Below are 22,637 nucleotides of genomic sequence, written 5' to 3' on the forward strand. Positions count from 1 at the left end.
GTGGCGCGGATCGCCGTCTTCGTGTCGTCCTGGCCGCAGGGGGCGATCCAGCGCCTGATGCTGAACCTCGCCGCCGAATTCGCCGCCGCCGGCCACGCGGTGGACCTGCTCGCGCCGCGCGGCCACGCGCCGGCCGAGGGCCTGCCGCCGGGCGTGCGCCTGCTGGAACTCGCGCCGCGGCGTGCCGGCTTGCCCGGCGTGCGGCGGCACAAGCGCTGGTTCGTGCCGCTGGCGCTGCCGGCGCTGGTTCGGTATCTCAAGCGCGAGCGCCCGGCGGCGCTGCTCAGCGGCGGCGAGTGGCCGAACGTGATCGGGCTCGCCGCGCGGCGTCTGGCCGGCGGCGCGACGCGGGTCGTCGTGTCCGAGCACATCCACGTCGGCGCCTCCACCGCCGGCGCGGCCGAGCGCAAGCGCCGGCGCCTGCTGCCGCGGCTGATGGCGCGCCTTTATCCGCGCGCAGATGCCATCGTCGCCGTGTCCGAGGGCGTGCGTCAGGACCTGCTGGCCCGCTTCCCGCTGCCGGCGGCGCGGGTGCACACCATTTACAACCCGGTCATCACGCCGGCGCTGCTCGCCGCGCGCGATGCGCCGCTCGACGACCCCTGGTTCGCGCCCGGCGCGCCGCCGGTGCTGCTCAACGTGGCGGCGCTGCGGGTGCAAAAGGACCAGCCGACCTTGCTCAGGGCCTTTGCCGCGCTGCGCGCGCAGCGCCCGGCGCGGCTTCTGATCCTCGGCGAGGGCAGCCAGCGCCCGGCGCTCGAAACGCTGGCGGGCGAGCTTGGCATCGCCGCCGACGTGCGGATGCCGGGCTACGTGCCGAATCCGCTGGCTTACATGCGCCGGGCGGCGGTGTTCGTGCTGTCGTCGCGGTACGAGGGGTTCGGCAACGTGCTGGCCGAGGCGCTGGTCTGCGGCTGTCCGGTGGTCAGCACCGACTGCCCGGCCGGCCCCGCCGAGATTCTCGACAACGGCCGCTACGGCCGGCTCACGCCGGTCGGCGATGTGGAAGCCCTGGCGCGCGCGCTGGCGGCCGCGCTCGACGCACCGGTGGATCGCCCGGCGCTGGAACAGCGCGGCCTCGCCTACAGCGCCGCCGCTGCCGCCGGGCCGTACCTGCGCGCGCTGCTCGGGCCGTGAGTACGCGCGTTGCGTTGCTGCTGCTGTCGCTGACCGGCGGCGGCGTCGAGCGCTCGACGCTGCGCCTGGCGCGGGAATTCGTGCGCCGCGGCATTGCGATCGATCTGCTGGTGTGCCGCCCGCACGGCGAACTGCGGGACGCCGTGCCGGACGGGGTGCGCCTCGTCACGCTGGCCGACAGCGGCACGCTCGCGGGCCGGCTGACGGCGCTGCGGGCGGCCGGGCGCGACTGGCCGGCGCTGCTGCGGCCGGTGGTCCTGACGATTCACGCGTCGCGCGCCCTGCGCCACCTGCCGGCGCTGGTGCGGTATCTGCGAGCCGAGCGCCCCGCCGCGCTGCTGGCCGCCAAGACGCCGGTCAACCTGATGGCGCTGTGGGCGCGGCGCCTGGCCGGTGTGCCGGTGCGGCTGGTGCTCAGCGAGCGCGCGCAGCTGTCGGCCGTCGCAACGGCGGATCGGCCCGCCAAGCGCAGCGCCCTGCCGCGTCTGGTGGCGCGGTTCTATCCCGAGGCCGACGCCATCGTGACGGTGTCCGGCGGCGTGGCGGACGACCTCGCCAGCCTGACCGGCATCGCGCGCCAGCGCATGACCGTTATCTACAACCCGGTGGTCGATGCCGACTTCGCGGGGCGGGCGGCTGCGATCGCGCCGCATCCGTGGCTGGAAGACGGCGGCGCGCCGGTGCTGCTGGCCGTCGGGCGCCTGCATCCGGACAAGGATTACCCGACACTGCTGCGCGCCTTCGCAGAACTGCGTCAGACGCGCCCGGCGCGGCTGCTGATTCTGGGCGAGGGCCCGCAGCGGCCCGCCTTGCAGGGGCTGGCCGGCGAGCTGGGCATCGGGGCCGACCTCGCCATGCCGGGCTTCTGCCCGAACCCGCTCGCCGCCATGAGCCGGGCGGCAGCGTTCGTGCTCACCTCGCGCGCGGAAGGCTTCGGCAACGTGTTGGTCGAGGCGCTGGCCTGTGGGTGTCCGGCGGTGAGCACCGACTGCCCGTCCGGGCCGCGCGAGATTCTGGACGGGGGCCGTTACGGCCGGCTGGTGCCGGTTGGTGATGCCGGGGCGCTGGCGACTGCGCTCGCCGAAACGCTCTACAGCGCGTCGGATCGTGACGCGCTGGCCTGTCGCGGCAACGCGTTCAGCGTTGCCCGCGCCGCGGATGCCTACCTCTCGCTGCTGCTGCCTGACGTGGCCGCGTAGGACTGCCGCCTACGCGGCGGGCTTGCGCAGTACCAGGCCGTTCTGCCCCCCGTACAGGCGCGTGCCATCGGGCACCCGCTTGTGCGACACGAGCGTGCGAAGGACCGTGAAGCCGGTGCGGCGGGCCAGCGCCTTGGCGTGCGACAGCGACACGCGAAGGTTGGTGCTGTTCACCTTGGCAGGTGACTGCCGGAACTTCCCGATCACCACCCGTTCCAGGGCGCGGTCCACCCAGTAGAGCAACCGCGAACTGCGGTTCAGCGACAGCAGGCTCTTGCGGCCAAAGTACAGAACCGCCAGTCCGCCCGGCTTCAGCACGCGCCGCGTTTCGGCAAGGTAGGCGCAAAAAATCTCGTACGTCTCGACGTGTTGCAGCACGATGAACGAATACACGACATCGACGGCGTTGTCGGCCAGCGGCAGGTGCTTGCCGTCGGACTGGATCAGTTGGACGTTGGTGATGCCGCGGCGCGTGAGTTCGGCCTCGACGAACGCATTGTTGTGGTGAATGTCGACACCGACGGCCGCGCCGAAGTGCCGGCTGGCAGCGGCCAATATGCGGGCTCCGCCGTGGCCGATTTCCACGGCAACCTTGTCCTCGGGCGTCGACAGGTAGGGCGCCAGCGGCTGCGCCATGTGCACGGAAAAGTCCCAGGCACCGCGGATGAAGGCAACGTCCTTGTCCCGGGCATCGTTGAACCAGGAAAAGAAAACGTCTTCTGACGCGTTGGCGGCCTTGGCGATTTCCTCCCGGAAGCCGACGATGTGCCCGCGCGTTTCGATGTCTTTTCCGCTCGCCATGCGATCCGGTCTCGTTGGCGCGGGGACACGTCCGTGCCGCTGCCCCGCAGGTGAATTCAGTCCCCAACCACAATCCGCGCGATGTCCGGGCTCGGGAACATCAGGTCGAGCCAATTATCGGCGAGCGGCTGGATGACCTCCACGAACAGCCCGGCGAGCGGCTGGCCGCCGTCGAAGTAGGCGAAGTTCATCAGGCCCGGGATGCTGGCGGCCTGGCCGACCACGATGCCGCGGCCGGCGAGTTCCTGCGCCGCGCGGTCGAAGTCCTGCGGCGGCGCCAGCGTGACCATGATGTGATGCGGCGCCTCGCCGCGGCGGTCGAGCGCGTCGCGGTACACGGTGGGGCCACTGAGCGGCTCGACGAGCTCGAAGCAGGCCCCGCCACGCCGGCCAATCGACAGGCGCGCGGTGTGCTCGACCGGCTTGCCGTAGTAGGTGCAGCCCGGCATCTGGGCGCTGTCGATGCCGATGTCGACCCAGGCCTCGACGCCGAGCAGCGTGCGAAAGCGTTCCTTGGCGGCGTCGAGGTCGCGCACCATCACCGACACCTGGTACAGCTTCTGCACCGGCAGGACGGCGTCGCCCGGCAGCTGCAACGGCTCACCCGGCGGGATCAGCGCGTCCGCATCCGCGAACACCAGGCCCAGCCCGCCGAGTGGGCCGCGGCTGTCGAGCAGGCGGCGCTGGCCGCCACGCTCGGCGTGTTCAGCGGCGCTGGCGAGGCCTGCGGCGGTCTGCGCCGCATCGAGCGTGGCCCAGTCGGCGGTCGGGATCACGACGTGGCTCGGCCCCTCGCCGCAGCGCGCGAGCTCGTCCGCCCACAGCCCGGATTTGGGCTCGATCAGCTCGAAGCCGACACCGTTGGCGTAGCCAACCGCCTGCCGGTGCGCGTACTCGCGCCCGTCCGCGGTACGCCCGGCACAGTCCGCCAGGCGCCAGTCGTTGATGCCGAAAAAGCGCGCGTATTCGGCAGCGGCAGCGCGGCAATCGCGCGTCAGCACGCCCACCCGGGCGATGGCGGTAACGGGTAGTGACATGGGGCCTCCTGAAGCATTCAAGCCGCGGGCAACAGCCCCGCGGCACAGGGATGTGCCGCCATTGGCAGCCGTCCGGGCTGCCAATGAAGGAAACCGAAAATCAGATTTTTCGGTTTCCGTGGGCCCGGGAAGTCCAGGACGGACTTATCCGGACCTTCAATCAGAGATTCGGCGGGATGAACAGCATGGCGATCATCATCATGATGCCGATCGGCACCCCCACCATGAACGAGTAGCCCGCAAAGCGCCCGAAGCGGATGCCGGTGATGGCGACGATGGGGATGGCCATGTAGGGATGAATGAGGTTGGTCAGCGAGCCGCCGTGCATGTAGGCAATCAGCGTGGTGGTGACCGACACGCCAAGCTCGCGCGCTGCCGGGATGACGTACGGCGCCTCGATGATCCATTTGGAGCCCGCCGACGGGACGAAGAAATCCATGATCCCCGAGTACACGTAGATCACCAGCGGAAAGAACTCCTGGCTCGAGAAACGCACGAAAAGACCGCTCAGCCAGTGACCAAGCTCGGTGCCGGTCATGAGCCCGAAGATGCCGCCGTAGAACGGGAACTGCAGCACCACGCCGTAGGCCGAATCGAGACCGCGGCGCACCGCCTGCACGAACGACAGCGGGTTGCCGTGCAGCAGCAGCGCGAGTCCGAGGAACACCGCGTTGTAGGCGTTGATGTTCCAGGCGCGCGCAAAGCCCTGCGTCGCCATGTTGTAGCCGAGCGTGAACAGGACCATGGCGCCGGCCAGATAACACCAGAAGCGGCGGTTCTCCAGCCAGCTCGCCGGCGTGGCGCGCTCGGGCTCGACGCTCGGCGGCTGCGGCAGGATGGCGTCGAGGCGCTCCGCGTCGAGCGTCACCACGGGCGTCTTGCCGCGCGGGTGCAGCGCGCAGATGGCGGCCACGCTGATCACCGACAGCAGCGCCAGCAGCATCAGGTTGTAGTGCGCGAACACGGTCTCGGTGACCGGGTACAGACGATCGACGATGGGCGTGCCGACGGCCGGCTTGATCATCGGGTTGTCGGGCGTCGCCATGATGAGCGCCGCCGAGCCCGACAGCGCGGCATTGGTGACCGTGCCGACGCCCATGAAGGCCGCCGCGCACAGCACGCGGATGTCGGTCTTCGGATTGCGCCGCGCGACGAACGGAATCAGCAGCGCGCTCACCACGAAGCACAGCGCCCAGTTGAGCAGTCCCGTGACCGTGGTGGTCACCGCCAGCAGCAGCACGGCCTGGATGGGTTTGTCGGGATTCGGGATGCGCGCCAGACGGTCGAACATCCAGAACCCGGGCCGCGACATGACGCACGCATACGCCGCGAACACCGAAATGGAGAACTGCATGGTGATCTGCAGCAGCCCCCACATGCCGTTGCCCCAGGCGGTGACTGCCCGCAGCGGTTCGGCGTCGGCGCCGAACACGGCCAGCGCCAGCGCGATGGCGGTGAGCACCATGCACACCACCCAGGCGTCCGGGATGTAACGCTCGGCCACGTCCGAGGCGGCGTTGCCGGCTCGGCTGAAGGCGTCCAGCAGTGCCATTTCTGCTCCTCTCGTTCTATTTCGAAAAGCGCATCCATGCCCTTTTCAAACTCGCCGCGCCGCGGGCACGGCCCGCGGCTGGCGTTGGGGCATTACTGCCCCAAGGACATTGAGACCCGTCCCGGTCAGGCCGGAATCTTTTTCTGCAGGCGCGCGTTGAACTTCTCGGCGTCGATCACGAAGCGCTCGTGCGTGCCCTCGGCGATCTTGTCGACGCCGTCGTGGGCGCTCACGGTGAACTTGAGCTGCTTGCCGTTCACCGCGTCGAGGCGCACCTGCACCGTCACCGTCAGGCCCGGCGGCGTGGCCGCCAGGTGCGACACGTTGATGTGCGTGCCGACGCTCTGCTCGGCCGGCCAGTCGAGGTGCGGCTTGATGGCGTCGATGCACGCCCACTCCAGCAACGCCACCATGAAACCGGTGGCGAACACGCGCGGCATGGCCTGGAAGTCGGCCGCCTCGGGGTAGATGTTGGGCACCGTCTTGGCGTCGCTGACGGTGAACTGGAACTGGTGTTCGAGGCCGGGTTTGAGGCTGTCTTTCATGTTGGCTGCTCGTCAGTCGCCAAAGCGCGCCAAGGCGTCGATCAGCGTGGTGGGCGTGCCGGCCGGCGGCACGATGATGGGGTTCAGATCCAGTTCCTTGAGGTCGCCGCGGTGGTCGTAGGCAAACTGCGACAGGCCCACCAGCGTGCCGACCAGGGACCCCGCATCCAGCGCCGGCTTGCCGCGGTAGCCGTTCAGAATCTTGCGCACGCCGATGCGGTCGATCATGGCCTCGGCCTGCGCCGGGGTGATCGGGCACAGCGCGTGGGCGTGCTTGTCGAACAGCTCGGCCAGCACGCCGCCGGCGCCGAGTGTCAGCACCGGGCCCGCCACGTGGTCGTGCACGATGCCGGCCAGCAGCTCCAGGCTGTCCGTGAGGTCCAGCATCGGCTGGGCGATGATCGACCACGTCTTGAGCTTCTGTTTCTTGGCGATCGCCTCAAGCGCCTTCACCGCCGCCGCGCAGGCCTTGTCGTCGGCGATGCCGACCTTGACCGCGCCGTACTCGGTCTTGTGCGGCAACTGCGGCGATTCGAGCTTCAGCACCGCCGGGAAGCTCGGCTTGGCCTTGCCGGCCTTGCCGGTGTGGTCGAGCAGCGTCGCGTGCGCGGCGCAGTTAAGGCCGTACGCCGACAGCGGCTTTGCCATGTCCGGGAAGGTCGTCACCGCCGGGCCCTTCCAGCGCTTGGGCTTGTCGGTGCACCAGCCCTGCGGCAAATAGCCCGGCTTGTCGAAGTAGTCGCGCATGGCGGCGAGACCGCGCGCCAGCGCCTGGCCGCCCTGCACGTTCGGCATCGGGTCGCTGTCCAGCCACTCGCGGTAGCTGTCCTTGAGGGCGCTGGTCTCGATGCAGCTGGCAACGATCGGCTTCTGGATGCGGCCCTGCCAGGTGGCGACCGGCGCGAAAAAGCGCTCGCCGCCGTCCCAGTTGCCGAACATGATCGACACGGCGTCGAAGCCGTCGTGTTTGATCATCTCGTCGGCCATCTGGTAGTAGACCTCGGCGAAGCCGTAGATCTGCGCCGTGATGTCGAACGGGTTGTTGAAGGTGACGTTCTCGACCCAGCCCGGCAGCAGCTTGGTGACGCTTTCCGGCAGCGGCGGGGTGGCGATGCCCTCATCGGCGAAGTAGTCGCCCATCAGCGCCGACCAGCCACCGGAGATGCTGATCAGGCCCGCGGTGCGCACCGGGCGCCAGGCGCGCGGCGGCGTGACGGCGAACACCGACGCGCGGTCGAGCGCCTCGTCCAGCGTGTCGACCGGAATCGCGCCGGCGGCCTCGATGGCCGCGCGCGTCACCGCGCCTGTGGTGGTGATGGCGCCGGTGTGGCCGAGCGCCGCGCCGCGTCCGGCCTCCGAGCGGCCCACCGCCACCACGATCACCGGCGTGTTGTTGGCGCGGCACTTCTGCACCGCTTCCACGAAGTGCGGGTAGTCGCCGAACTGCTCAACGTAGGTCACCACCACGCGCGTGTCGGCGTTGGTGGCGAGAAAGTTCAGCGCGTCGGTCAGCGCGAAGTTGACCTGGTTGCCGGTCGAGATCTGGAAGCTGATGCCAAGCCCGCGGTCCCAGGTAAGGCAGCACAGCGCGCCCAGCACGCCGCTCGACTGACCCAGCAGCGCGACGGTGCCGTGCCGGTACGGGCGGTTGATCGGCCCGGTCCACAGGTGCAGGCCGGCGCCGGCGTTGATGAAGCCGTTGCAGTTCGGGCCAATCAGGATCAGGCCGAGCTTCTTGGCGTGCTCGCGCAGCGCCGCGAGCTGGTCCGGCTTCTCGAAGCCGGCGGCGAGCACGTAGGCCGCCTTGCAGCCCGTGGCGGCGACCTGCTCCAGCATGCCCGGCACGTGCTTGGCGCCGAGCAGCACGGCGGCGATGTCCGGCTTCTCCGGCAGATCCGCCACCGACTTGAATGACTGGAAGCCGAGCACGGAGCTGCGGGATGGATTGACCACGTACACGCGGCCCTGGAAACCGTGGCTGCGCATGCCGTCCAGCAACTGGCGCGACCACAGCGTGTCCGGCGAGGCGCCGATGACGGCCACCACCTTGGGATTGAAAAACGTCTCGACGGTGGCGGCATCGTAATGGCCGGCGCGCGCGGCAGACATGAAACCTCCTTGGAATCAAAAAACACACGCGCCGACCGGGCACCCAGGCTCACTTTGGGGGGCACCCGACCGGCGCGCAAATCCGTTACTGAAGCTTGAGTATCGCCTCGACCATGGCCCGCACCTCGGCTTCGGCGAGCTGCGGGTGGGCGATCATCGGCGTCGGGCCCCACACGCCGCCGCCGCCGTGGATGATCTTGTGCGTGAGTTTCTCGACCGCCTGCGGGTCGCTGCGGTAAAGCCCCGCCACGGCGCGCAGCGGCGGGCCGATGCGGGCGCCGTTCACGTCGTGGCAGGCATAGCAGCCGTCCTTGAGCAGGGTGTCCGGCAGGCCGGCCTGCGCATACTGCACGACCGAGCTTTCCGGCGGCGGCGCGGGCGTTGCCTCGGCGACGGGTGCCGGCTGTGCCGGCGCCGTCGGGGCGGGTGTCGCCACTGGTGCGGGCGGCGTTGCGGGCGCCGGTGTGGCGCTCTGGGTTGGCTCGCTCTCCTTGCCGCAGGCGACCAACATCGCCACCACGGCGGGTATCGCCAGCCGCTTTCCCGTTTTCAGAATCACTTCGCTCCCCCTCCCACTCAGGAACACGCTCAGACTGCGAGCAGCCGGCGCTCCATGGTTTCCGACAGCACGTCGAGGTGCTCGGCGCCCAGGCTCTCCTGCACGTCCGGGCCCTTGAACAGCTCCACGCACACGGCCGCTTCCATGAACATGAGGCCGAGGTACAGCAGCGGCTTCTGCGCGGCCGGCAGCGTGTCCAGCGGCCACTGGCTCAGATGCGCCGCCAGCGCCTCCATGCGCGGCAGCAGCGCGCTGTAGTAGTCGGTCAGCTCGGTCATGCTGGACGCGAGGCGCTTTCGCATGCGCCCGTTTTCCGTCGGCAGTGCCCACGGCGCGAAGCGCTGCAGGTCCTTGAACTCGGCCGGCCAGACGGCATCGGTCATCGCAGTCTCCTCGTAGTTACCGCAGCGCCGGCATCACGTCGCGCGCGAACAGTTGCAGCGTGCGCGACACCTGCCACTCCGGCTGGCCGCCGAAGTCGGCCATCAGCGCCAACTCCTGAAAGTCGTAGTACTTCTCGCGGAAGCGGCCGAGCCAGGCGATCAACTGCTTGGGCGTACCGGCGAAGGCGATGTCGTTGGCCAGCACCGACTCGAAGGTGTATTCCTTCATCTGGTTCAGGAAGCCGCCGGCGTAGAAGTGGAACCCGCCGCCGCGCAGACGCTCCTTGACCGCCTCATCGTTGATGGATTCCTGCGGCACCACGAGGTTGGCGTAGCTGCGCATCATCGGCTCGCGCGCCTCGCGCAGCGCCGTCTCCTCGTCGTCGGCCAGGAACACCGGCAGCACCAGGCCCACCTGAGGCGTATTACCGGATTCCCTGCAGGCGGCCGTGTAGGCGGCCACGGCTTCGGCGAACATCGGCGGGGGTGCCGCGCCCACCACCACGCCACCGCCGCGCCGGCCGGCGTCGCCGAATACGCGCGCGCTGGTGCCGGTCTGGAAGATTTTCAGGCTCGGCTGCAGCGGCTTGGGCACCACCTGCACGTCGCGCACGTTGTAGTGCTTGCCCGCGAAGCTGAAGCGCTCCTCGCCCCACGCGCGCTGGAGGATTTCGAGCGATTCCTCGTACAGGCCGATGCTGTCGGCCATCGGCACGCTGGCGGGGTCGTACAGCCAGCCGTGACCGCGGCCGACGCCGACTTCGAGCCGGCCGTCGGTCAGGTGATCGCACTGCGCGATTTCGCCCGCCAGCACCAGGGGGTTGTGCACCGGCAGCGTGTGGCACATGGCCCGGAAACGAATATCCCGCGTGCGCTGCGCGGCGGCAGCGAAGAACGCCAGCGGATTTACCGAGATCGAAAACGTCTGGAAGAAGTGGTGCTCCAGCGTCATGAACACGTCGTAGCCCAGCTTGTCGCCGAGCTCGACCGCGCGCAGGGACTCGTCATAGCGCTGCTTGTAGTTGGCGCCGGGCGAGGCCTGAATCTCGTTGTAGATGCCGAATTTCACTTATTTCTCCTTCGCTCCCGCCACCAGACTTTCCACGGTGCGGTACAGGTGCCGCACGGCGGCCTCCTGGTCGGACAGGACGATGCTCTTGATGGCGCCCGAGTTGAGCGACCGCTGGGTCACTTCGTTGGTGTACAGATCTTCGCGCGACAGGTCGCGCAGCACGATCTTGCTGAACTCCTGGCTGATCATTTCTGCCGCCGATTTGGGCGGCGGGAAGTAGTAGGCGAGTTCGTAGACGGTCTCGTTCGGGCCGGCCGGCCAGAAGGCGTCGAGGTAATACCAGCCCGCACCGACGTTGATGCGCGAGAACGGGAACAGGATGTTGAGCTCGAAGCCCCAGTCCGCACTCTTGCCCTGCTGGGTGCCGGGGTAGGCGCCGCGACCGCCGGTGCCCTGCGTGAAGGTGGAGCCGAACTTGAACGCGATCTGCTCGGTGGGCGACAGATCATGTGCCGGGTTGCCCGGCACCGACAGGTGCTGGTTGCCGTTCGGCTGCAGCTTCATGTAGCTGATGTTGCAGTACGGGTTGTCTGAGCCGGTGAAGGCGTCCGGCGCCGAGCGCTTGTGCACGAAGGCGACGTGGTAGCCCTCCTGGAAGGCATTCATGGTCACCTTCCAGTTGGCCTTGACGTGATAGCGCCAACGGCCGGCGCAGATCATCTCGTGGAACGGGAAGGGTTTCAGATCCTGGTTGAAGTCGCCCATCGCCTGTTCGAGGGTCTGGCGCGGCGTGTCGTCGAAATTGACGAACAGGAATCCAGCCCAGGTGTCGAGATGCACCGGCGGCAGGCCGTGCTGCGAACGGTCGAAGTCAAAGAACTGCCCCTCGTCGGGCACGAACTGCAACGTGCCGTCGGTGGCAAACGTCCAGCCGTGGAAGTCGCACTGCCAGCCCTTCACGCAGCCATCCGCCGCGCGCACGATGCGGTTGCCGCGGTGCGGGCACACGTTGTGGAACGCGCGCACCTGGCCGTCCGGGCCGCGCGCCACGATCACCGACATGCCGAGCACTTCGATGTCGCGCACGAAGAAATCGCCCGGGTTCGGAATCTCGTCGGCGCGCTTGAGCAGGTTGAACCACTGGTGGCGGAAGATCGCTTCGCGCTCGCGCTCGAAGAACTCCGGCGTGACCACCGTGCCGGTGCTCACGGGACCGGTATCGAGACCGAAAGCCTGGGTGTGGCCGCACTTTGGCCGGCCGGCGGGTGCGTTCATGGTTCTCCTCCGTGCGCGATGCACCAGCGTGTGGACTCGCCGTCAGTTCCGCGGGAGAGAATCCGCCGGCACTGACCGACCGCTCATTAGGCTGCGTGGGCCGCGAATTTAGCACGCAGGCTGCTTGGCGCAGCACGCCAGATCAGGGCAGCAGCGTATCCGGACGCACAGCGGCAGCGCGCTGGTTGCCACTGAGCGCCATGGCCACGTCGAACTCCTGCCGCAGAATCGTCAGCACGCGCGCGACGCCGGCCTCGCCATCGGCGCCCAGGCCGTACAGCGCGGCCTTGCCAATCATGCAGGCGCGTGCGCCGAGTGCCAGCGCTTTCAGCATGTCCGCGCCGCGCCGCACGCCGCTGTCGAGGATGATCTCGGTCGCGTTGCCCACGGCGTCCGCAATCCGCGGCAGGGCGCTGATGCTGGACGGCGCGCCGTCGAGCTGCCGGCCGCCGTGGTTCGACACGATGATGGCGTCGGCGCCCAGCGCGAGCGCCTGACGCGCGTCGTCGGGGTGCAGGATGCCCTTCACCACCAGCGGCAGGTCCCACTCGCCGCGCAGCCATTCAAGATCGGCCCAGGAAATGCCGGGGTCGATCTGCGTGTTCATGAAGGTGGACAGCGCCACCACGCTCTTGTCGCGGCCACCCCAGTCGACGAGGTTGCCGAGTGTCTGCTTGCGGTGCGGCGCCATGCGCGCGAGCCAAGCCGGGTGGCGCAGCAAGTCCATCGCCGTGCGGCGGGTGAAGCGCGGCGGCACGGTGAAGCCGTTGTGGATGTCCTTCTCGCGCTTGCCGCCGCGCGTCAGATCCACCGTCACCACCAGCGCCCGGTAGCCGGCGGCGCGCGCCCGCTGCACGAGGCTTTTCGCGAACTCCCGGTCGCGAAAGATATAGAGCTGGAACGACAGATTGCCCGGCGCGGCGTCCATGACCGACTCCAGCGCATGGCTCGCCGCGGTCGACAGCACCATCGGGATGCCGGCCGCCTTGGCGGCGCGCGCGAGCGCCAGTTCCCCTTCCGGTCGCACCAGGCCGCACAGGCCCATGGGCGCAATCGCGAGCGGCAGCGCGATCGGCTCGCCGAGCAGCGTGGTGCCGAGTTCGACCGCGCTGACGTCGGTCAGCACGCGCGGCGAGAACCGCAGCGGCTCGAAGTCCGCCAGATTGGCGCGCAGCGTGATTTCCCGCTCGGCGCCGCCGTCGACGAAGTCGAACACCATGCGCGGCAGGTAACCGCGCGCCGCGCGGCGCAGGTCGTCGACGCTGGCGTAGACGGCGGTCACGGCTCGCGCACCTCGCCGGCGGCAGCCAGGCGCTCCAGGTAACGCTGCCACAGCGCGTCGTGATCGCGGCCGAGGCGATACAGGTAGTCGAACCCGAAAAGGCCACTGTCGTGGCCGTCCGAGAAGGTGATCTGCAGCGCGTAGTGGCCAACCGGTTCGAGCCCGGTGATGGCGACTTCGCGCTTGCCCGGCACCAGCACCGCCTGTCCGGGCCCGTGGCCCTGCACCTCGGCCGACGGCGAATGCACGCGCAGGAATTCGGCCGGCAGCGTGAAGGCACTGCCGTCGGCGTAGCGCACTTCGAGCGCGCGCGTCGCCTTGTGCAGCACGATGTCGGTCAGATCGGGCGCGCTCACGGCGCGCCCCAGCGCTGGCACAGCGCCGGCAGTTCGGCCGGTGCGGCGACGATGGCGTCGGCGCCCCAGGCATGGATGTCTTCGCCCGGCGGCAGGTAGCCCCAGGCCGCGATGGCGGTGCGGGTGCCGGCGGCGCGGCCGGCTTCGATGTCGCGCCGGTCGTCGCCCACGAACACGCACTGCGCGGGCGCGACACCCAGGCGGGAGCAGGCAAGCAGCACGCCCTCGGGGTCCGGCTTGGGTTTTCCCAGCAGGTCCGGCGTGATCAGGCAGTCGGCGTCTGGCGAGACGCCGAGCGTGCGCAGCAGCGGCGCGGCGAAACGTTCGATCTTGTTGGTGACGATGCCGACGAGAAGACCACCGGCCCGAAGCCCCGTCAGCACCTGGTCAAAACCCTCGAACAGCTGCGCCTCGGAGGCGCAGCAGCCGGCGTAGAGGTCGAGAAAACGATCCCGCAGCGCCACGTAGCGCGCGTCGTCCGGGCGCAGATCGAGGCCCTGCGCCAGCATGCCGCGCGCGCCCTGCGACACGTACGGCCGCAGCGCCCCGGGCGCCATCGGCGGCAGGCCAAGCTCGGCGCGAAGCGTGTCCATGGCGCGGGCGAGGTCGCCCGCCGTGTCCGCCAAGGTGCCGTCGAGGTCCAGCAGCACCGCCGCCAGCGGCGCTGCGTCGTGCGCCGCGGCGCTCACGCCGCGGCAGCGTCCCTGTAGAAGCCCTTGCCGGAACCGAGGCTCGCCGCATGGCGCATGGAGGTGAGCATCATCTCGTGGTTCGCGATGCCCTTGCCGACGATGTCGAAGGCCGTGCCGTGCGCGACGGACATGTGGATGTGCGGGGTGCCGAGGATCATGGCGCAGTTGCCGACGAAGCCCCAGGTCTTGACCGCGATGTGGCCCTGGTCGTGGAACATGCACAGCACGGCGTCGTACTGGCCGTCGATGCACCAGCGGAACACGCTGTCCGGCGGCGCGGGGCCGGTGACGTCGATGCCTTCCGCCTTGGCTTTCTCGACGCCGGGCGCGATCTGGTACTTGTCCTCGTCGCCGTAGGCGTGGGCGTTCAGGCCCGCCACCACAATGCGCGGCTTGGGGATGCCCCAGCGCGAGAAGTCGTCGTGCATGGTGCGCAGCGCCTTGTACACAAGGTCCGGCGAGATGATGTCGCACACCTGCCGCAGCGGGATGTGGTCGGTCAGGTGCACCACCCGTAGCGGGCCCGTGATCAGGAACAGATAGGTCTTGCCGACCTCGACGCCGACCACGGCGTCGAATTTGTCGGCCATCTTCAGCGCGTCGGTGTTGATCGGCCCCATGATGGTGGCCTGCACCTTGCCGGCGGCCGCCAGCACTTCCATTTCCTTCAGCCACGCCGCGCTGGCGAGGCCGCATTCCCGATTCGCCTTGGCGAGCGTGATGAAGTTCGGGTCGAGCTGACCCGTGTCGTACACGTCGATGACGGCCGGGTCGAGGCCGACCGCGTCATCCACGTCCGTGACGCGTCGCACGGTGTGCTTCAGCTTCAGCATGTTGACGGTCTGCTGCACCGATTCGGTGGAGCCGACCACCAGTGGGCGGCACATCCCGTGCACGCCGCCCAACGCGATGGACTTCACCACCACTTCGGGGCCGATGCCGCAGGGGTCGCCGATCATGGTGGCGACGATGGGTTTGCTTGACATGGGCGCGCGCTCCTTCCTCTGACAGGTAGTGATTTATCGCGCGGGCGACGCAAGGCCGCCCGCCGGCATCGATCAGTCGTTGACGACCAGCGCCTGCTTCAGGAACAGGGCCTTGAGGTCGTAGTCGACCTTGTTGTCCACCAGCGTCGCCACGCGGTTCAGCGTGCAGACGAGGTTGAACTTCTGGCCGTGGATCATGAAGCCGTCGGCCGGCATCAGGCTGTGCGGGTTGCCGGTACGGTCGCGGTAATAGTCGATCTCCAGCACGCCCTTGATCGACAGGCCCATCGCCTCGGCCGACAGCATGAGCTGGCGCGCCCGCTCCTCGCCGTCGAAGCCCAGCGACTCGACCAGCCGCGCCGGGTAAGCGATGGCGTTGATGAAGCGCGACTGCTGCCAGCGCAGCGCGGCCACCACGCCGTTTGCTTCCATGAGGTCCTGCAGTTTCAGTGGTTCAGACATGGCGTGTGCGGTCTCCGCGGTTGGTTGCCGGGCTGGCGTGCCCGGGCGGGGGAGTCGTTGAGAAGGTAAATGGTAGTGCAGCGACGCGACCGCCGACCAGCCGAAGCATTTCGCATACCCTCCCAAACGATCGTTATGCTCTAATTTGCCTTCCCGCCATCGCGCGGGTTTTCCATCTCACAGCGCCTCAAGGGGGCCTTCATGTCCAAGTACGAGTGCATCAACCTGACCATCGACGGTGACGTCGCCACCATCCAGTTCAACCGCCCCGAGAAGAAGAACTGCATGAGCCCAACCCTGCACAACAACGTGCGCAATGCGCTGGTGGAGGTGGAGAAGGCGCGCGTGAAGGTGCTGGTGATCACCGGCATCAAGGAATCGTTCTGCGCCGGCATGGATCTGGAACAGTGCTTCTTCGAGCCCTTCGACGACCCGGAGCGCATGGCCGCCATCAACGACGACGTGTTCACCTGGTTCAAGCACCTGAAGAACTTCCCCGCGGTCACCATCGCCAAGGTCAACGGCTGGTGCTTCGGCGGCGGCATGGAGCTGGCCGGCATCTGCGACATCGCCATCGTGGCCGAGGAATCGGTGTGGGGCCTGTCCGAGGTCAACTTCGGCATCTTCCCCGGCGGTGGCACCACCTGGGCCTACGCGCACAACATGCCGGCGCGCAAGAAGGCGCTGTATTACGGCCTTACCGGCGAGACCTTCACCGGCAAGCAGGCCGAGGAGATGGGCTACGCCAGCAAGTGCGTGCCGCTGGCGCAGCTCGACGCCGAGACCGATCGGGTGGTGAAGATGCTCGCGCGTCTTGGCCGCACGGTGCTGCGCAAGACCAAGGAGGTGTACGAGAAGGTCAAGTGGATGGACTTCGAGCCGGCCATCGACTACGAAATGGCCAAGCTGTGGGAGCTGTCCCGCGAGACCAACGACGACTGGGTGCGCACGGCGCTGGCGTCCTTCAAGCGGCGCGAATTCAAGCCCGGCACGCAATCCTACAAACTCACCAAGGACGTCTGAGCCATGGACTTCGAACTGAGTCAGGATCAGCGGATGCTGGTCGATCTGTGCGAGAAGATCGCCCAGCAGTTCGAGGACAGCTACTGGCAGAAGATCGACGAGGAGTACGGCTTCCCGCGTGAGTTCTGGAGCACCCTGGTCGACCAGGGGCTGCTGGGCATCACCATTCCGGAAGCCTACGGCGGCAGCGGCCTTGGCATGGTCGAGATGTGCCTTGCCGCCGAGGCGCTGTCGAGCAACGGCGGCGACTGCGGCGGCATGTTCGTCGGCGGGCCGGTGTTCGGCGGGTGCCTCATCAACGGCGCCGGCACGCCCGAGCAGAAGGCCAAGTACCTGCCGGGCATCGTCAAGGGCGAGCTGTGGTCGGGGGGATTCACGGAGCCGAACTCCGGCTCCAACATCACCACCATCCGCACCGAGGCGCGCAAGGAAGGGGGGCAGTATCTGGTCAAGGGCCAGAAGATGTACATCTCCAACATCAAGGTGGCGAGCCACATCGGCATCATGTGCCGCACCTCGCCGTACGACCCGGCGCGGCGCACCGACGGCGTGTCGCTGCTGGTCGGCGACCTGCCGGGTGCGGGCCTCGAAGCGCGGCCGCTCAAGAAGATGGGCAGCCACTTCATGGACACCAACGCGGTGTTCTTCGACGACTTCAAGGTGCCGCTGGAGAACCTGGTCGGCGAGGAAGGCAAGGGCTGGAAGGCGCTCTACGGCGTCCTGAACCCGGAGCGGCTGGCGATCGCCGCCAGCTGCATCGGCACCGGCAATTACCTGATCCGCAAGGCCGTGCAGTACGCCAGCGAGCGCTCCATCTGGGGCAAGCCGCTGGCCACCCACCAGGGCCTGCAGTTCCCGCTCGCCGAGGCGCGCATCCAGCTCGAATGCGCGCGCCTGAAGGTCTACGAAGCCGCCTGGCTGTACGACCAGGGCCGCGAGTGCGGCGTGCAGGCCACGTCCGCCAAGTACGCGGCGGCGCATGCCTCGCTGTACGCGGCCGATCGCGCCATCCAGACGCTCGGCGGTGCCGGCTACATCAGCGAGTCCGGCATCGAGCGGCACTACCGCAACCTGCGTCTGAACCGCATCGCGCCGGTCACCGACGAGATGACGCTCAACTACATCGCCCAGCACGACCTGGGCATGCCGCGCTCGTACTGAGCCGGCGCCCGCCGCAACGGTGGAACATACGGCGGTTCAGGGACGAACCGCCGACGCTTTTTCACGGACGACCCACCGTTGATTTCCGAGGGGACGAGATGACACGCGACACCAACCTGCGCGACATGCTGCACCGCGCGGCGAAGTGGTATCCAAACAACGAGGCGGTGGTCGACGACCTGTACCGCTACACGTATGCGGAGCTCAAGGACAAGGTGCAGCGCATGGCCAAGCTGCTGCACACGCGCGGCGTGCGCAAGGGCGACCGCGTGGCGCTGCTGATGTACCCGTCGGTGCAGCACGTGGTGGCGCTGTTCGGCGCCTTCGAGCTCGGCGCCATCCCGAGCGCGCTGCATCTGCGCGAGTCGCCGAAGATTCTGGCCGCGGTGCTGGAGCGCCTGTCGCCGCGCGTGCTGGTTTACGACGGCGCGCTCGACGAGCTGGCCGCGGACCTGCGCCGCATGGCGCCGCTGGTCAGCTTCGGCGTGCGGGCGATCTCGGAGCTCACCCCGCCCGACAAGCGCGAGGGCGGCGACGATCCGGTCATCCCGCGCGATCTCGACCGGTTCGAGATGGACTTCGAGCCGATGCCGATCTACGGCCACGACACGTCGATGATCGCGCTGTCGTCCGGCACCACCGGCGTGCCCAAGGGCATCATGCACACGCACCGCACGCAGATCGAAAGCGCGCGCGGCGGCGCCTTCGTGTTCGACGCCAACCCCTACGCGTCGATGATCAACGTGTCCACCACCGCCTTCATCGGTTGGTACAACTGCACCATCCCGTTCCTGAACGCGGCCAGCAAGATCGTCTTCATGGCGCAGTGGGAGCCGCAGCGCTTCCTGCAGAAGATGCAGGACGAGCGCGCCACGTTCGCCTTCCTGGTGCCGACCATGTGGCGGATGCTGTTCCGCGAGAATCTCGACAACTACGACTTGTCCAGCCTCAAGAAGGCGGGCTACGCCGGCGAGCCCATGGACACCCGCACCATGGGCCTCATCCGCGACAAGATCTGCTCGAACATCATCAACATCTACGGCACCACCGAAACCGGCTCCTGCGCCGGCGGCACCATGATGTACAACGACGACTACCGCGACCCGAGCAAGCAGGAGAGCGTCGGCAAGCCGTTCCTTAACGCCGACGTGCGCGTCATCCAGCCGGGCGGCGCGGTCACCGACGAGGTGCCTCCCGGCGAGGAAGGTGAGGTCATCATCCGGGGTCTGTCGGTCGCGTCCCACGTGTGGGACCAGCCCGCGCTGGCGCGCAAGATCTTCGACGACGGCTGGTGGCGCTCCGGCGACATGGGCACGCTCGACGCGGACAACTACCTGTACCTGCGTGGGCGCATCGACGACATGATCATCTCCGGCGGCATCAACGTGCTGCCGAGCCAGGTCGAGGAAGCGGTGCTGAGTCACCCGGCGGTCAGCGAATGCGTGGTCATCGGCATCCCCGACGAGAAATGGGGCCAGCGCATCGCTGCCTACGTGGTGGCCAAGGGCGCGGTCACGCCGGACGAGCTCAAGGCCCACGTGGAAGCGACGGATCTGTCGCACTACAAGCGCCCGCGCGACTACCACCTGGTGACCGAACTGCCGCGCGGCAACACCGGCAAGGTGAGCCGGCGCCTGCTGCGCACGCAGCTGGCGGGGAAGTGATCCCATGAGCGCGAGCGAACGCCCGGACCTCACGCGCATCGACCTGACGCGCCCGCCGACCATGGAGGCGTTCGGCGGTTACATCGCCGAGTCCGCGCCCAACTACGCGCGCCTGGTGTTTCCGTTCGACCTGCGCTGGTGCAACCCGCGCGGGTCGGTGCAGGGCGGCGTCATGGCCGTGTACGCGGACGAGGCCGTCGGCTACGCCATGATGGCGACCTTCCCCGATCTCAAGACCGTGTGGACCACCACCAGCCTCACGCTGAACTACCTGCGCCCGATCACCGGCGGCGACATCACCGCCATCGGCCGGGTGATCCGCGTCGGCGCCCGCACCGGTTATGTGGAAGGCGAAATCCTGGACGCCGACGGCAACCTGTGCGTGAAGGCAGTGTCGGGGTTGTTGATACTCAAACGTCCCGATTCGAGGTGAGAGACAACAGGTGACACGGCGCCGCCGCGTGCGCGCGGGCGGCCGGTTGATGGCGTAAAAGCAACGCGGACAGCGCGCTGGTTCTGGGTCGCCGCGGCGACCTTCCCATCGACCGCAAGATGTGACAAAAAGGCATCCACCTCCCCAGCCCCCATCTCGCGCGGATGCCGCTTGCCGTGGAACAGGATGAACCGCCGCACCCACTGCACGTATTGCGTCTCCGCACGGATGCTGTAATGCTTGATACGGTTTCGGTCACGCACCTGATCGACTCGCTTGGAACCCTGCGGCAAGGGGTGTTTGATGGCGGCATGTGTCCACCTATAACTTCAAACAAATACTCAAGATTAGTAGGTTATGAAGAATTTTCGGGTGATATACACCTGTGTCGAGGCTGAATATACACCTGTCAAGGGGTACATTTCACGTTGGACCACATAGAGAATGCGCGCCTATGGATGACAAGCTGATCTCAGTCTTTGTTGGAATAGTCGCAGGTGCCGTCGGCTACTGGGTTACGACGTTTTGGATGAAGCCAATCCTTCGCTATCGTGAATTGCGGAGCAAGATTCTTAGCGACCTCATCTACTTCACTCAGGTAGTAAATGCCGAGGGGCTTAACGAGCGTATGCAGAAACTCTACGAAAAGCGAATTGAAGCGAATCGCCATAGTTCGGCGGATCTTACGGCTTGCCTGCTTGAGCTTCCTCGTTGGCACAAGGCATTACTGCGGTGTCGCGGCTGCAACCCTGCGGCGGCGGCTCAAGACCTTATCGGTCTCGCCAACACTACCGACTACGACGCCGCAGCAAAGAGAGTGGAAAGAATCAAGGAGGCCCTCGGCATTCAAACGACGGTGGTATAAGTGTGGCCCAACCCATCATTCCACCGGACCCGCGCGAAATGCCGCGCGGGTCCGGTGAATTCATTCGTTAGATACGCATATTGGAACCCGCAGGGCACCGCGTATGAGTGAAGAAAGCCGAATGTTCCATCTAAAAAAATTCCATAGGAATATTTCAGACGAGGAATTGCTCGAAGATGTAAGGCGAGTCTCTAGTGAGATTGGCGGAGGTCAGCCGAAGCTACTTGAATACAGAGCCCGCGGAAAGTTTCACGATAATACGCTGTGCTCTAGATTTGGGTCGTGGGACGCTGTGTTGAAGCGCGCCGGATTTTCAGGCGCTGAGCACAACATGCACATTTCTGATGATGAATTGTTCCGTAACATAGAGAATGTTTGGATAGCGCTGGGTCGTCAGCCAACGCGAAGGGATATGATCAGGCCGCGGTCTAAGTACTCAGAATCTCCGTATAGAAATCGGTTTGGTGGATGGCAAGGCGCGCTGGTTAAGTTTATCGATTGGGTTAACAATAACGATGCCATTCCAATCGATTCTTCTCAATCGAAATCCGTTTCCGCAGCCCGCGAAAATAGAGATCCAAATCTTCGGCAGAGATTTAGAGTCATGCAGCGAGACAGGTTTAGTTGTGTGATGTGTGGAAACAGTCCGGCAAAAGACGCTTCTTGTATCTTGCATATTGACCACATTGTCCCGTGGTCGCTTGAGGGGAAAACGACCATTGACAATCTTCAAACCCTTTGCCAGCGCTGCAATCTCGGGAAGGGAAATCTTATGGAATCTCCGTAGCGTATCTAACAATTCCTGCAGGTGCGATGGCCCTGGAGGGCCGCGGCCTGAGCTCAAACGTTGGGCGTCACGAAGACCGTTCTGCGACAATCACTGCACTTGGCCAGCGAGGGCACCTCATGGAACTCACAGCAGTCCTTACGCCCGCCGAAGAAGGCGGCTTTGTTGCGCTCAATCCCGAGACCGGAACCACCACACAGGGCGAGACCGTCGAGGAAGCGGTGGCCAATCTGCGCGAGGCCACAGCCCTGTACCTGTCCGAATTCCCGCTTCCGACTACCGGACATCCCGTCGTCACGGTCTTCACCATTCCTGAGCCGGCGGGTGCCTGAGCGCCTCATGTGTCGGGAGCTGAGGTTGTGCGCGCCCTCGAGCGCCTGGGCTTCATCGCGGTTCGCCAGAGTGGCAGCCACGTGGTTATGCGGCGCGAGTCAAAAGGGCTGCGTTGCACCAATGCACCGTGAGGTGAAGGTCGGCGCCGTCGCAGGCCTTCTGCGTCAGGCAGACGTTTCGGCGGAAGAGTTCGTTGCCGCACTGCGCGCGTGACGCCCAACCCTTCGTTGCACGGTGGGCGGGCCGCGGAATGATGATGATCGTGTCTGCCCCCCCGTTGTTCTGACCCCGTCGGTCAGCCGCCTGTACGCGTGACGACGACGGCGGGTTTGCATATCCTCAAGCGCCGCGACGCGACCTGAGCCCGATCCGAGGCCGGCGCTGCGGGGACGAGGAGGAGAACCATGTCCGAAGCGAACCCTCGGCAACTGGATGCCGTCGTCATCGGCGCCGGCTTCGGCGGCCTGTACGCCCTGCACCTGCTGCGTGAGCTCGGCCTGCGAGTGCGGGTGTTCGACGACGCGAGCAGCGTCGGCGGCACCTGGGCCTGGAACCGCTACCCCGGCGCGCGCGTGGATTTTCCGGGCGGCCCCTACTACTGCTACACGTTCTCGCAGGAACTCGTGGACGAGTGGGACTGGCCGGAGACGCAGCCCGATCAGCCCGCCGTACTGGCTTATCTGAACTACGTCGCCGATCGCTTTGATCTGCGCCGCGACATCTCGCTCAACACCCGCGTCACTGGTGCGCGCTACGACGAGGCGGCGCAGCGCTGGGAGATCGAGCTGGCCGGCGGCGAGCGCGTTCAGGCGCAGTTTCTGGTGTGCGCCACGGGCGCGCTGTCGGCCGCCAACCGCCCGAACATTCCCGGTCTCGACCGCTTCGAGGGCGAGTGCTACCACACGGGGCTGTGGCCGCAGCAGCCGGTCCGCTTCGCCGGCAAGCGCGTCGGCGTGATCGGCACGGGCTCGTCGGGCGTGCAGG

Annotated in this window: 25 protein-coding genes and 1 pseudogene; 11 read left to right on the top strand and 15 right to left on the bottom strand. The window is 67.1% G+C overall.

The genetic code is table 11. The features are described from left to right. Both AB7F93_RS12250 and AB7F93_RS12255 read left to right on the top strand, forming a co-directional pair. A complete protein-coding gene (locus tag AB7F93_RS12250; RefSeq protein WP_428303194.1) occupies positions 1 to 1,137 on the top strand; it encodes a glycosyltransferase in 1,137 nt (378 codons plus the stop codon). Next, positions 1,134 to 2,336 (top strand): glycosyltransferase, encoded by a 1,203-nt coding sequence (locus AB7F93_RS12255; protein WP_428303195.1) that lies wholly within the window; start codon positions 1,134 to 1,136, stop codon positions 2,334 to 2,336. Before AB7F93_RS12250 ends, AB7F93_RS12255 begins: the two co-directional genes overlap by 4 nt. Positions 2,337 to 2,345: 9 nt before the next feature. Here AB7F93_RS12255 and AB7F93_RS12260 read toward each other — a convergent pair whose 3' ends face one another. The 14 genes from AB7F93_RS12260 to AB7F93_RS12325 form a co-directional block, all read right to left on the bottom strand. Next, on the bottom strand, positions 2,346 to 3,137 hold the full coding sequence (locus tag AB7F93_RS12260; protein WP_428303196.1) for a class I SAM-dependent methyltransferase: 792 nt from the start codon (positions 3,135 to 3,137) through the stop codon (positions 2,346 to 2,348). 56 nt (positions 3,138 to 3,193) lie between these two features. Further along, positions 3,194 to 4,174 carry a VOC family protein gene (locus tag AB7F93_RS12265; protein WP_428303197.1) on the bottom strand — a complete coding sequence of 327 codons (981 nt, stop codon included), beginning with the start codon at positions 4,172 to 4,174 and terminating at the stop codon, positions 3,194 to 3,196. A 160-nt stretch (positions 4,175 to 4,334) separates the two neighbouring features. Continuing rightward, positions 4,335 to 5,726 carry a short-chain fatty acid transporter gene (locus tag AB7F93_RS12270; protein ID WP_428303198.1) on the bottom strand — a complete coding sequence of 464 codons (1,392 nt, stop codon included), beginning with the start codon at positions 5,724 to 5,726 and terminating at the stop codon, positions 4,335 to 4,337. 125 nt (positions 5,727 to 5,851) lie between these two features. After that, positions 5,852 to 6,271, bottom strand: a complete 420-nt coding sequence (locus AB7F93_RS12275; RefSeq protein ID WP_428303199.1) for a thioesterase family protein — start codon at positions 6,269 to 6,271, stop codon at positions 5,852 to 5,854. Between the two features lie 12 nt (positions 6,272 to 6,283). Continuing rightward, positions 6,284 to 8,380 (bottom strand): acetate--CoA ligase family protein, encoded by a 2,097-nt coding sequence (locus AB7F93_RS12280; protein WP_428303200.1) that lies wholly within the window; start codon positions 8,378 to 8,380, stop codon positions 6,284 to 6,286. 85 nt (positions 8,381 to 8,465) lie between these two features. Continuing rightward, positions 8,466 to 8,732, bottom strand: a complete 267-nt coding sequence (locus AB7F93_RS12285) for a c-type cytochrome (protein ID WP_428303201.1) — start codon at positions 8,730 to 8,732, stop codon at positions 8,466 to 8,468. A 236-nt stretch (positions 8,733 to 8,968) separates the two neighbouring features. After that, positions 8,969 to 9,322 (bottom strand): hypothetical protein, encoded by a 354-nt coding sequence (locus AB7F93_RS12290; RefSeq protein WP_428303202.1) that lies wholly within the window; start codon positions 9,320 to 9,322, stop codon positions 8,969 to 8,971. 16 nt (positions 9,323 to 9,338) lie between these two features. Continuing rightward, complete coding sequence (locus AB7F93_RS12295; protein WP_428303203.1) at positions 9,339 to 10,391, bottom strand: LLM class flavin-dependent oxidoreductase; 1,053 nt, start codon at positions 10,389 to 10,391, stop codon at positions 9,339 to 9,341. Beyond that, entirely contained in the window at positions 10,392 to 11,609 is a 1,218-nt protein-coding gene (locus tag AB7F93_RS12300) for an aromatic ring-hydroxylating oxygenase subunit alpha (protein ID WP_428303204.1), read from the bottom strand. Positions 11,610 to 11,751: 142 nt separating this feature from the next. Further along, complete coding sequence (locus AB7F93_RS12305; RefSeq protein WP_428303205.1) at positions 11,752 to 12,891, bottom strand: alpha-hydroxy acid oxidase; 1,140 nt, start codon at positions 12,889 to 12,891, stop codon at positions 11,752 to 11,754. Continuing rightward, the gene (locus tag AB7F93_RS12310) at positions 12,888 to 13,247 is read right to left on the bottom strand and encodes a gamma-butyrobetaine hydroxylase-like domain-containing protein (protein WP_428303206.1); all 360 of its coding nucleotides are present in this window, start codon (positions 13,245 to 13,247) and stop codon (positions 12,888 to 12,890) included. Before AB7F93_RS12310 ends, AB7F93_RS12305 begins: the two co-directional genes overlap by 4 nt. After that, the gene (locus AB7F93_RS12315) at positions 13,244 to 13,936 is read right to left on the bottom strand and encodes an HAD family hydrolase (RefSeq protein ID WP_428303207.1); all 693 of its coding nucleotides are present in this window, start codon (positions 13,934 to 13,936) and stop codon (positions 13,244 to 13,246) included. The genes AB7F93_RS12310 and AB7F93_RS12315 overlap by 4 nt, the downstream gene beginning before the upstream one ends. Then, positions 13,933 to 14,925, bottom strand: coding sequence for a PdxA family dehydrogenase (locus AB7F93_RS12320; RefSeq protein ID WP_428303208.1), 993 nt, complete (start codon positions 14,923 to 14,925; stop codon positions 13,933 to 13,935). The genes AB7F93_RS12315 and AB7F93_RS12320 overlap by 4 nt, the downstream gene beginning before the upstream one ends. 72 nt (positions 14,926 to 14,997) lie before the next feature. Continuing rightward, positions 14,998 to 15,387, bottom strand: a complete 390-nt coding sequence (locus tag AB7F93_RS12325) for a hypothetical protein (RefSeq protein WP_428303209.1) — start codon at positions 15,385 to 15,387, stop codon at positions 14,998 to 15,000. A gap of 201 nt (positions 15,388 to 15,588) precedes the next feature. On the opposite strand from AB7F93_RS12325, the gene AB7F93_RS12330 reads away from it, so the two are divergent. The 4 genes from AB7F93_RS12330 to AB7F93_RS12345 all read left to right on the top strand — a co-directional run bounded on the left by AB7F93_RS12330 (position 15,589) and on the right by AB7F93_RS12345 (position 19,668). Next, on the top strand, positions 15,589 to 16,410 hold the full coding sequence (locus tag AB7F93_RS12330; RefSeq protein WP_428303210.1) for a p-hydroxycinnamoyl CoA hydratase/lyase: 822 nt from the start codon (positions 15,589 to 15,591) through the stop codon (positions 16,408 to 16,410). Positions 16,411 to 16,413: 3 nt separating this feature from the next. After that, positions 16,414 to 17,571 carry an acyl-CoA dehydrogenase family protein gene (locus AB7F93_RS12335; RefSeq protein WP_428303211.1) on the top strand — a complete coding sequence of 386 codons (1,158 nt, stop codon included), beginning with the start codon at positions 16,414 to 16,416 and terminating at the stop codon, positions 17,569 to 17,571. A 98-nt stretch (positions 17,572 to 17,669) separates the two neighbouring features. Then, entirely contained in the window at positions 17,670 to 19,235 is a 1,566-nt protein-coding gene (locus AB7F93_RS12340) for a class I adenylate-forming enzyme family protein (protein WP_428303212.1), read from the top strand. 4 nt (positions 19,236 to 19,239) lie between these two features. Continuing rightward, positions 19,240 to 19,668, top strand: coding sequence for a PaaI family thioesterase (locus AB7F93_RS12345; protein WP_428303213.1), 429 nt, complete (start codon positions 19,240 to 19,242; stop codon positions 19,666 to 19,668). Here AB7F93_RS12345 and AB7F93_RS12350 read toward each other — a convergent pair. Continuing rightward, the gene (locus AB7F93_RS12350) at positions 19,575 to 19,931 is read right to left on the bottom strand and encodes a phage integrase N-terminal SAM-like domain-containing protein (RefSeq protein ID WP_428303218.1); all 357 of its coding nucleotides are present in this window, start codon (positions 19,929 to 19,931) and stop codon (positions 19,575 to 19,577) included. The two genes, AB7F93_RS12345 and AB7F93_RS12350, sit on opposite strands and share 94 nt — an antisense overlap. A gap of 191 nt (positions 19,932 to 20,122) precedes the next feature. Between AB7F93_RS12350 and AB7F93_RS12355 the strand changes: the two genes are divergently transcribed. From AB7F93_RS12355 to AB7F93_RS12375, 5 genes and pseudogenes are all read left to right on the top strand, one after another. Then, a complete protein-coding gene (locus tag AB7F93_RS12355) occupies positions 20,123 to 20,533 on the top strand; it encodes a hypothetical protein (RefSeq protein ID WP_428303214.1) in 411 nt (136 codons plus the stop codon). A 121-nt stretch (positions 20,534 to 20,654) separates the two neighbouring features. Beyond that, positions 20,655 to 21,320: a homing endonuclease associated repeat-containing protein gene (locus AB7F93_RS12360; RefSeq protein ID WP_428303219.1), complete on the top strand. Its 666-nt coding sequence runs from the start codon at positions 20,655 to 20,657 to the stop codon at positions 21,318 to 21,320. Between the two features lie 119 nt (positions 21,321 to 21,439). Beyond that, entirely contained in the window at positions 21,440 to 21,652 is a 213-nt protein-coding gene (locus AB7F93_RS12365) for a type II toxin-antitoxin system HicB family antitoxin (protein ID WP_428303215.1), read from the top strand. Positions 21,653 to 21,679: 27 nt separating this feature from the next. Next, a pseudogene (locus tag AB7F93_RS12370) lies at positions 21,680 to 21,866 on the top strand (type II toxin-antitoxin system HicA family toxin). A 191-nt stretch (positions 21,867 to 22,057) separates the two neighbouring features. Further along, on the top strand, positions 22,058 to 22,637 hold a 580-nt coding region (locus tag AB7F93_RS12375; protein ID WP_428303216.1), incomplete at its 3' end, for a flavin-containing monooxygenase.

Origin of the sequence: Immundisolibacter sp., assembly GCF_050250495.1 — a bacterium.
Lineage (GTDB): Bacteria > Pseudomonadota > Gammaproteobacteria > Immundisolibacterales > Immundisolibacteraceae > Immundisolibacter.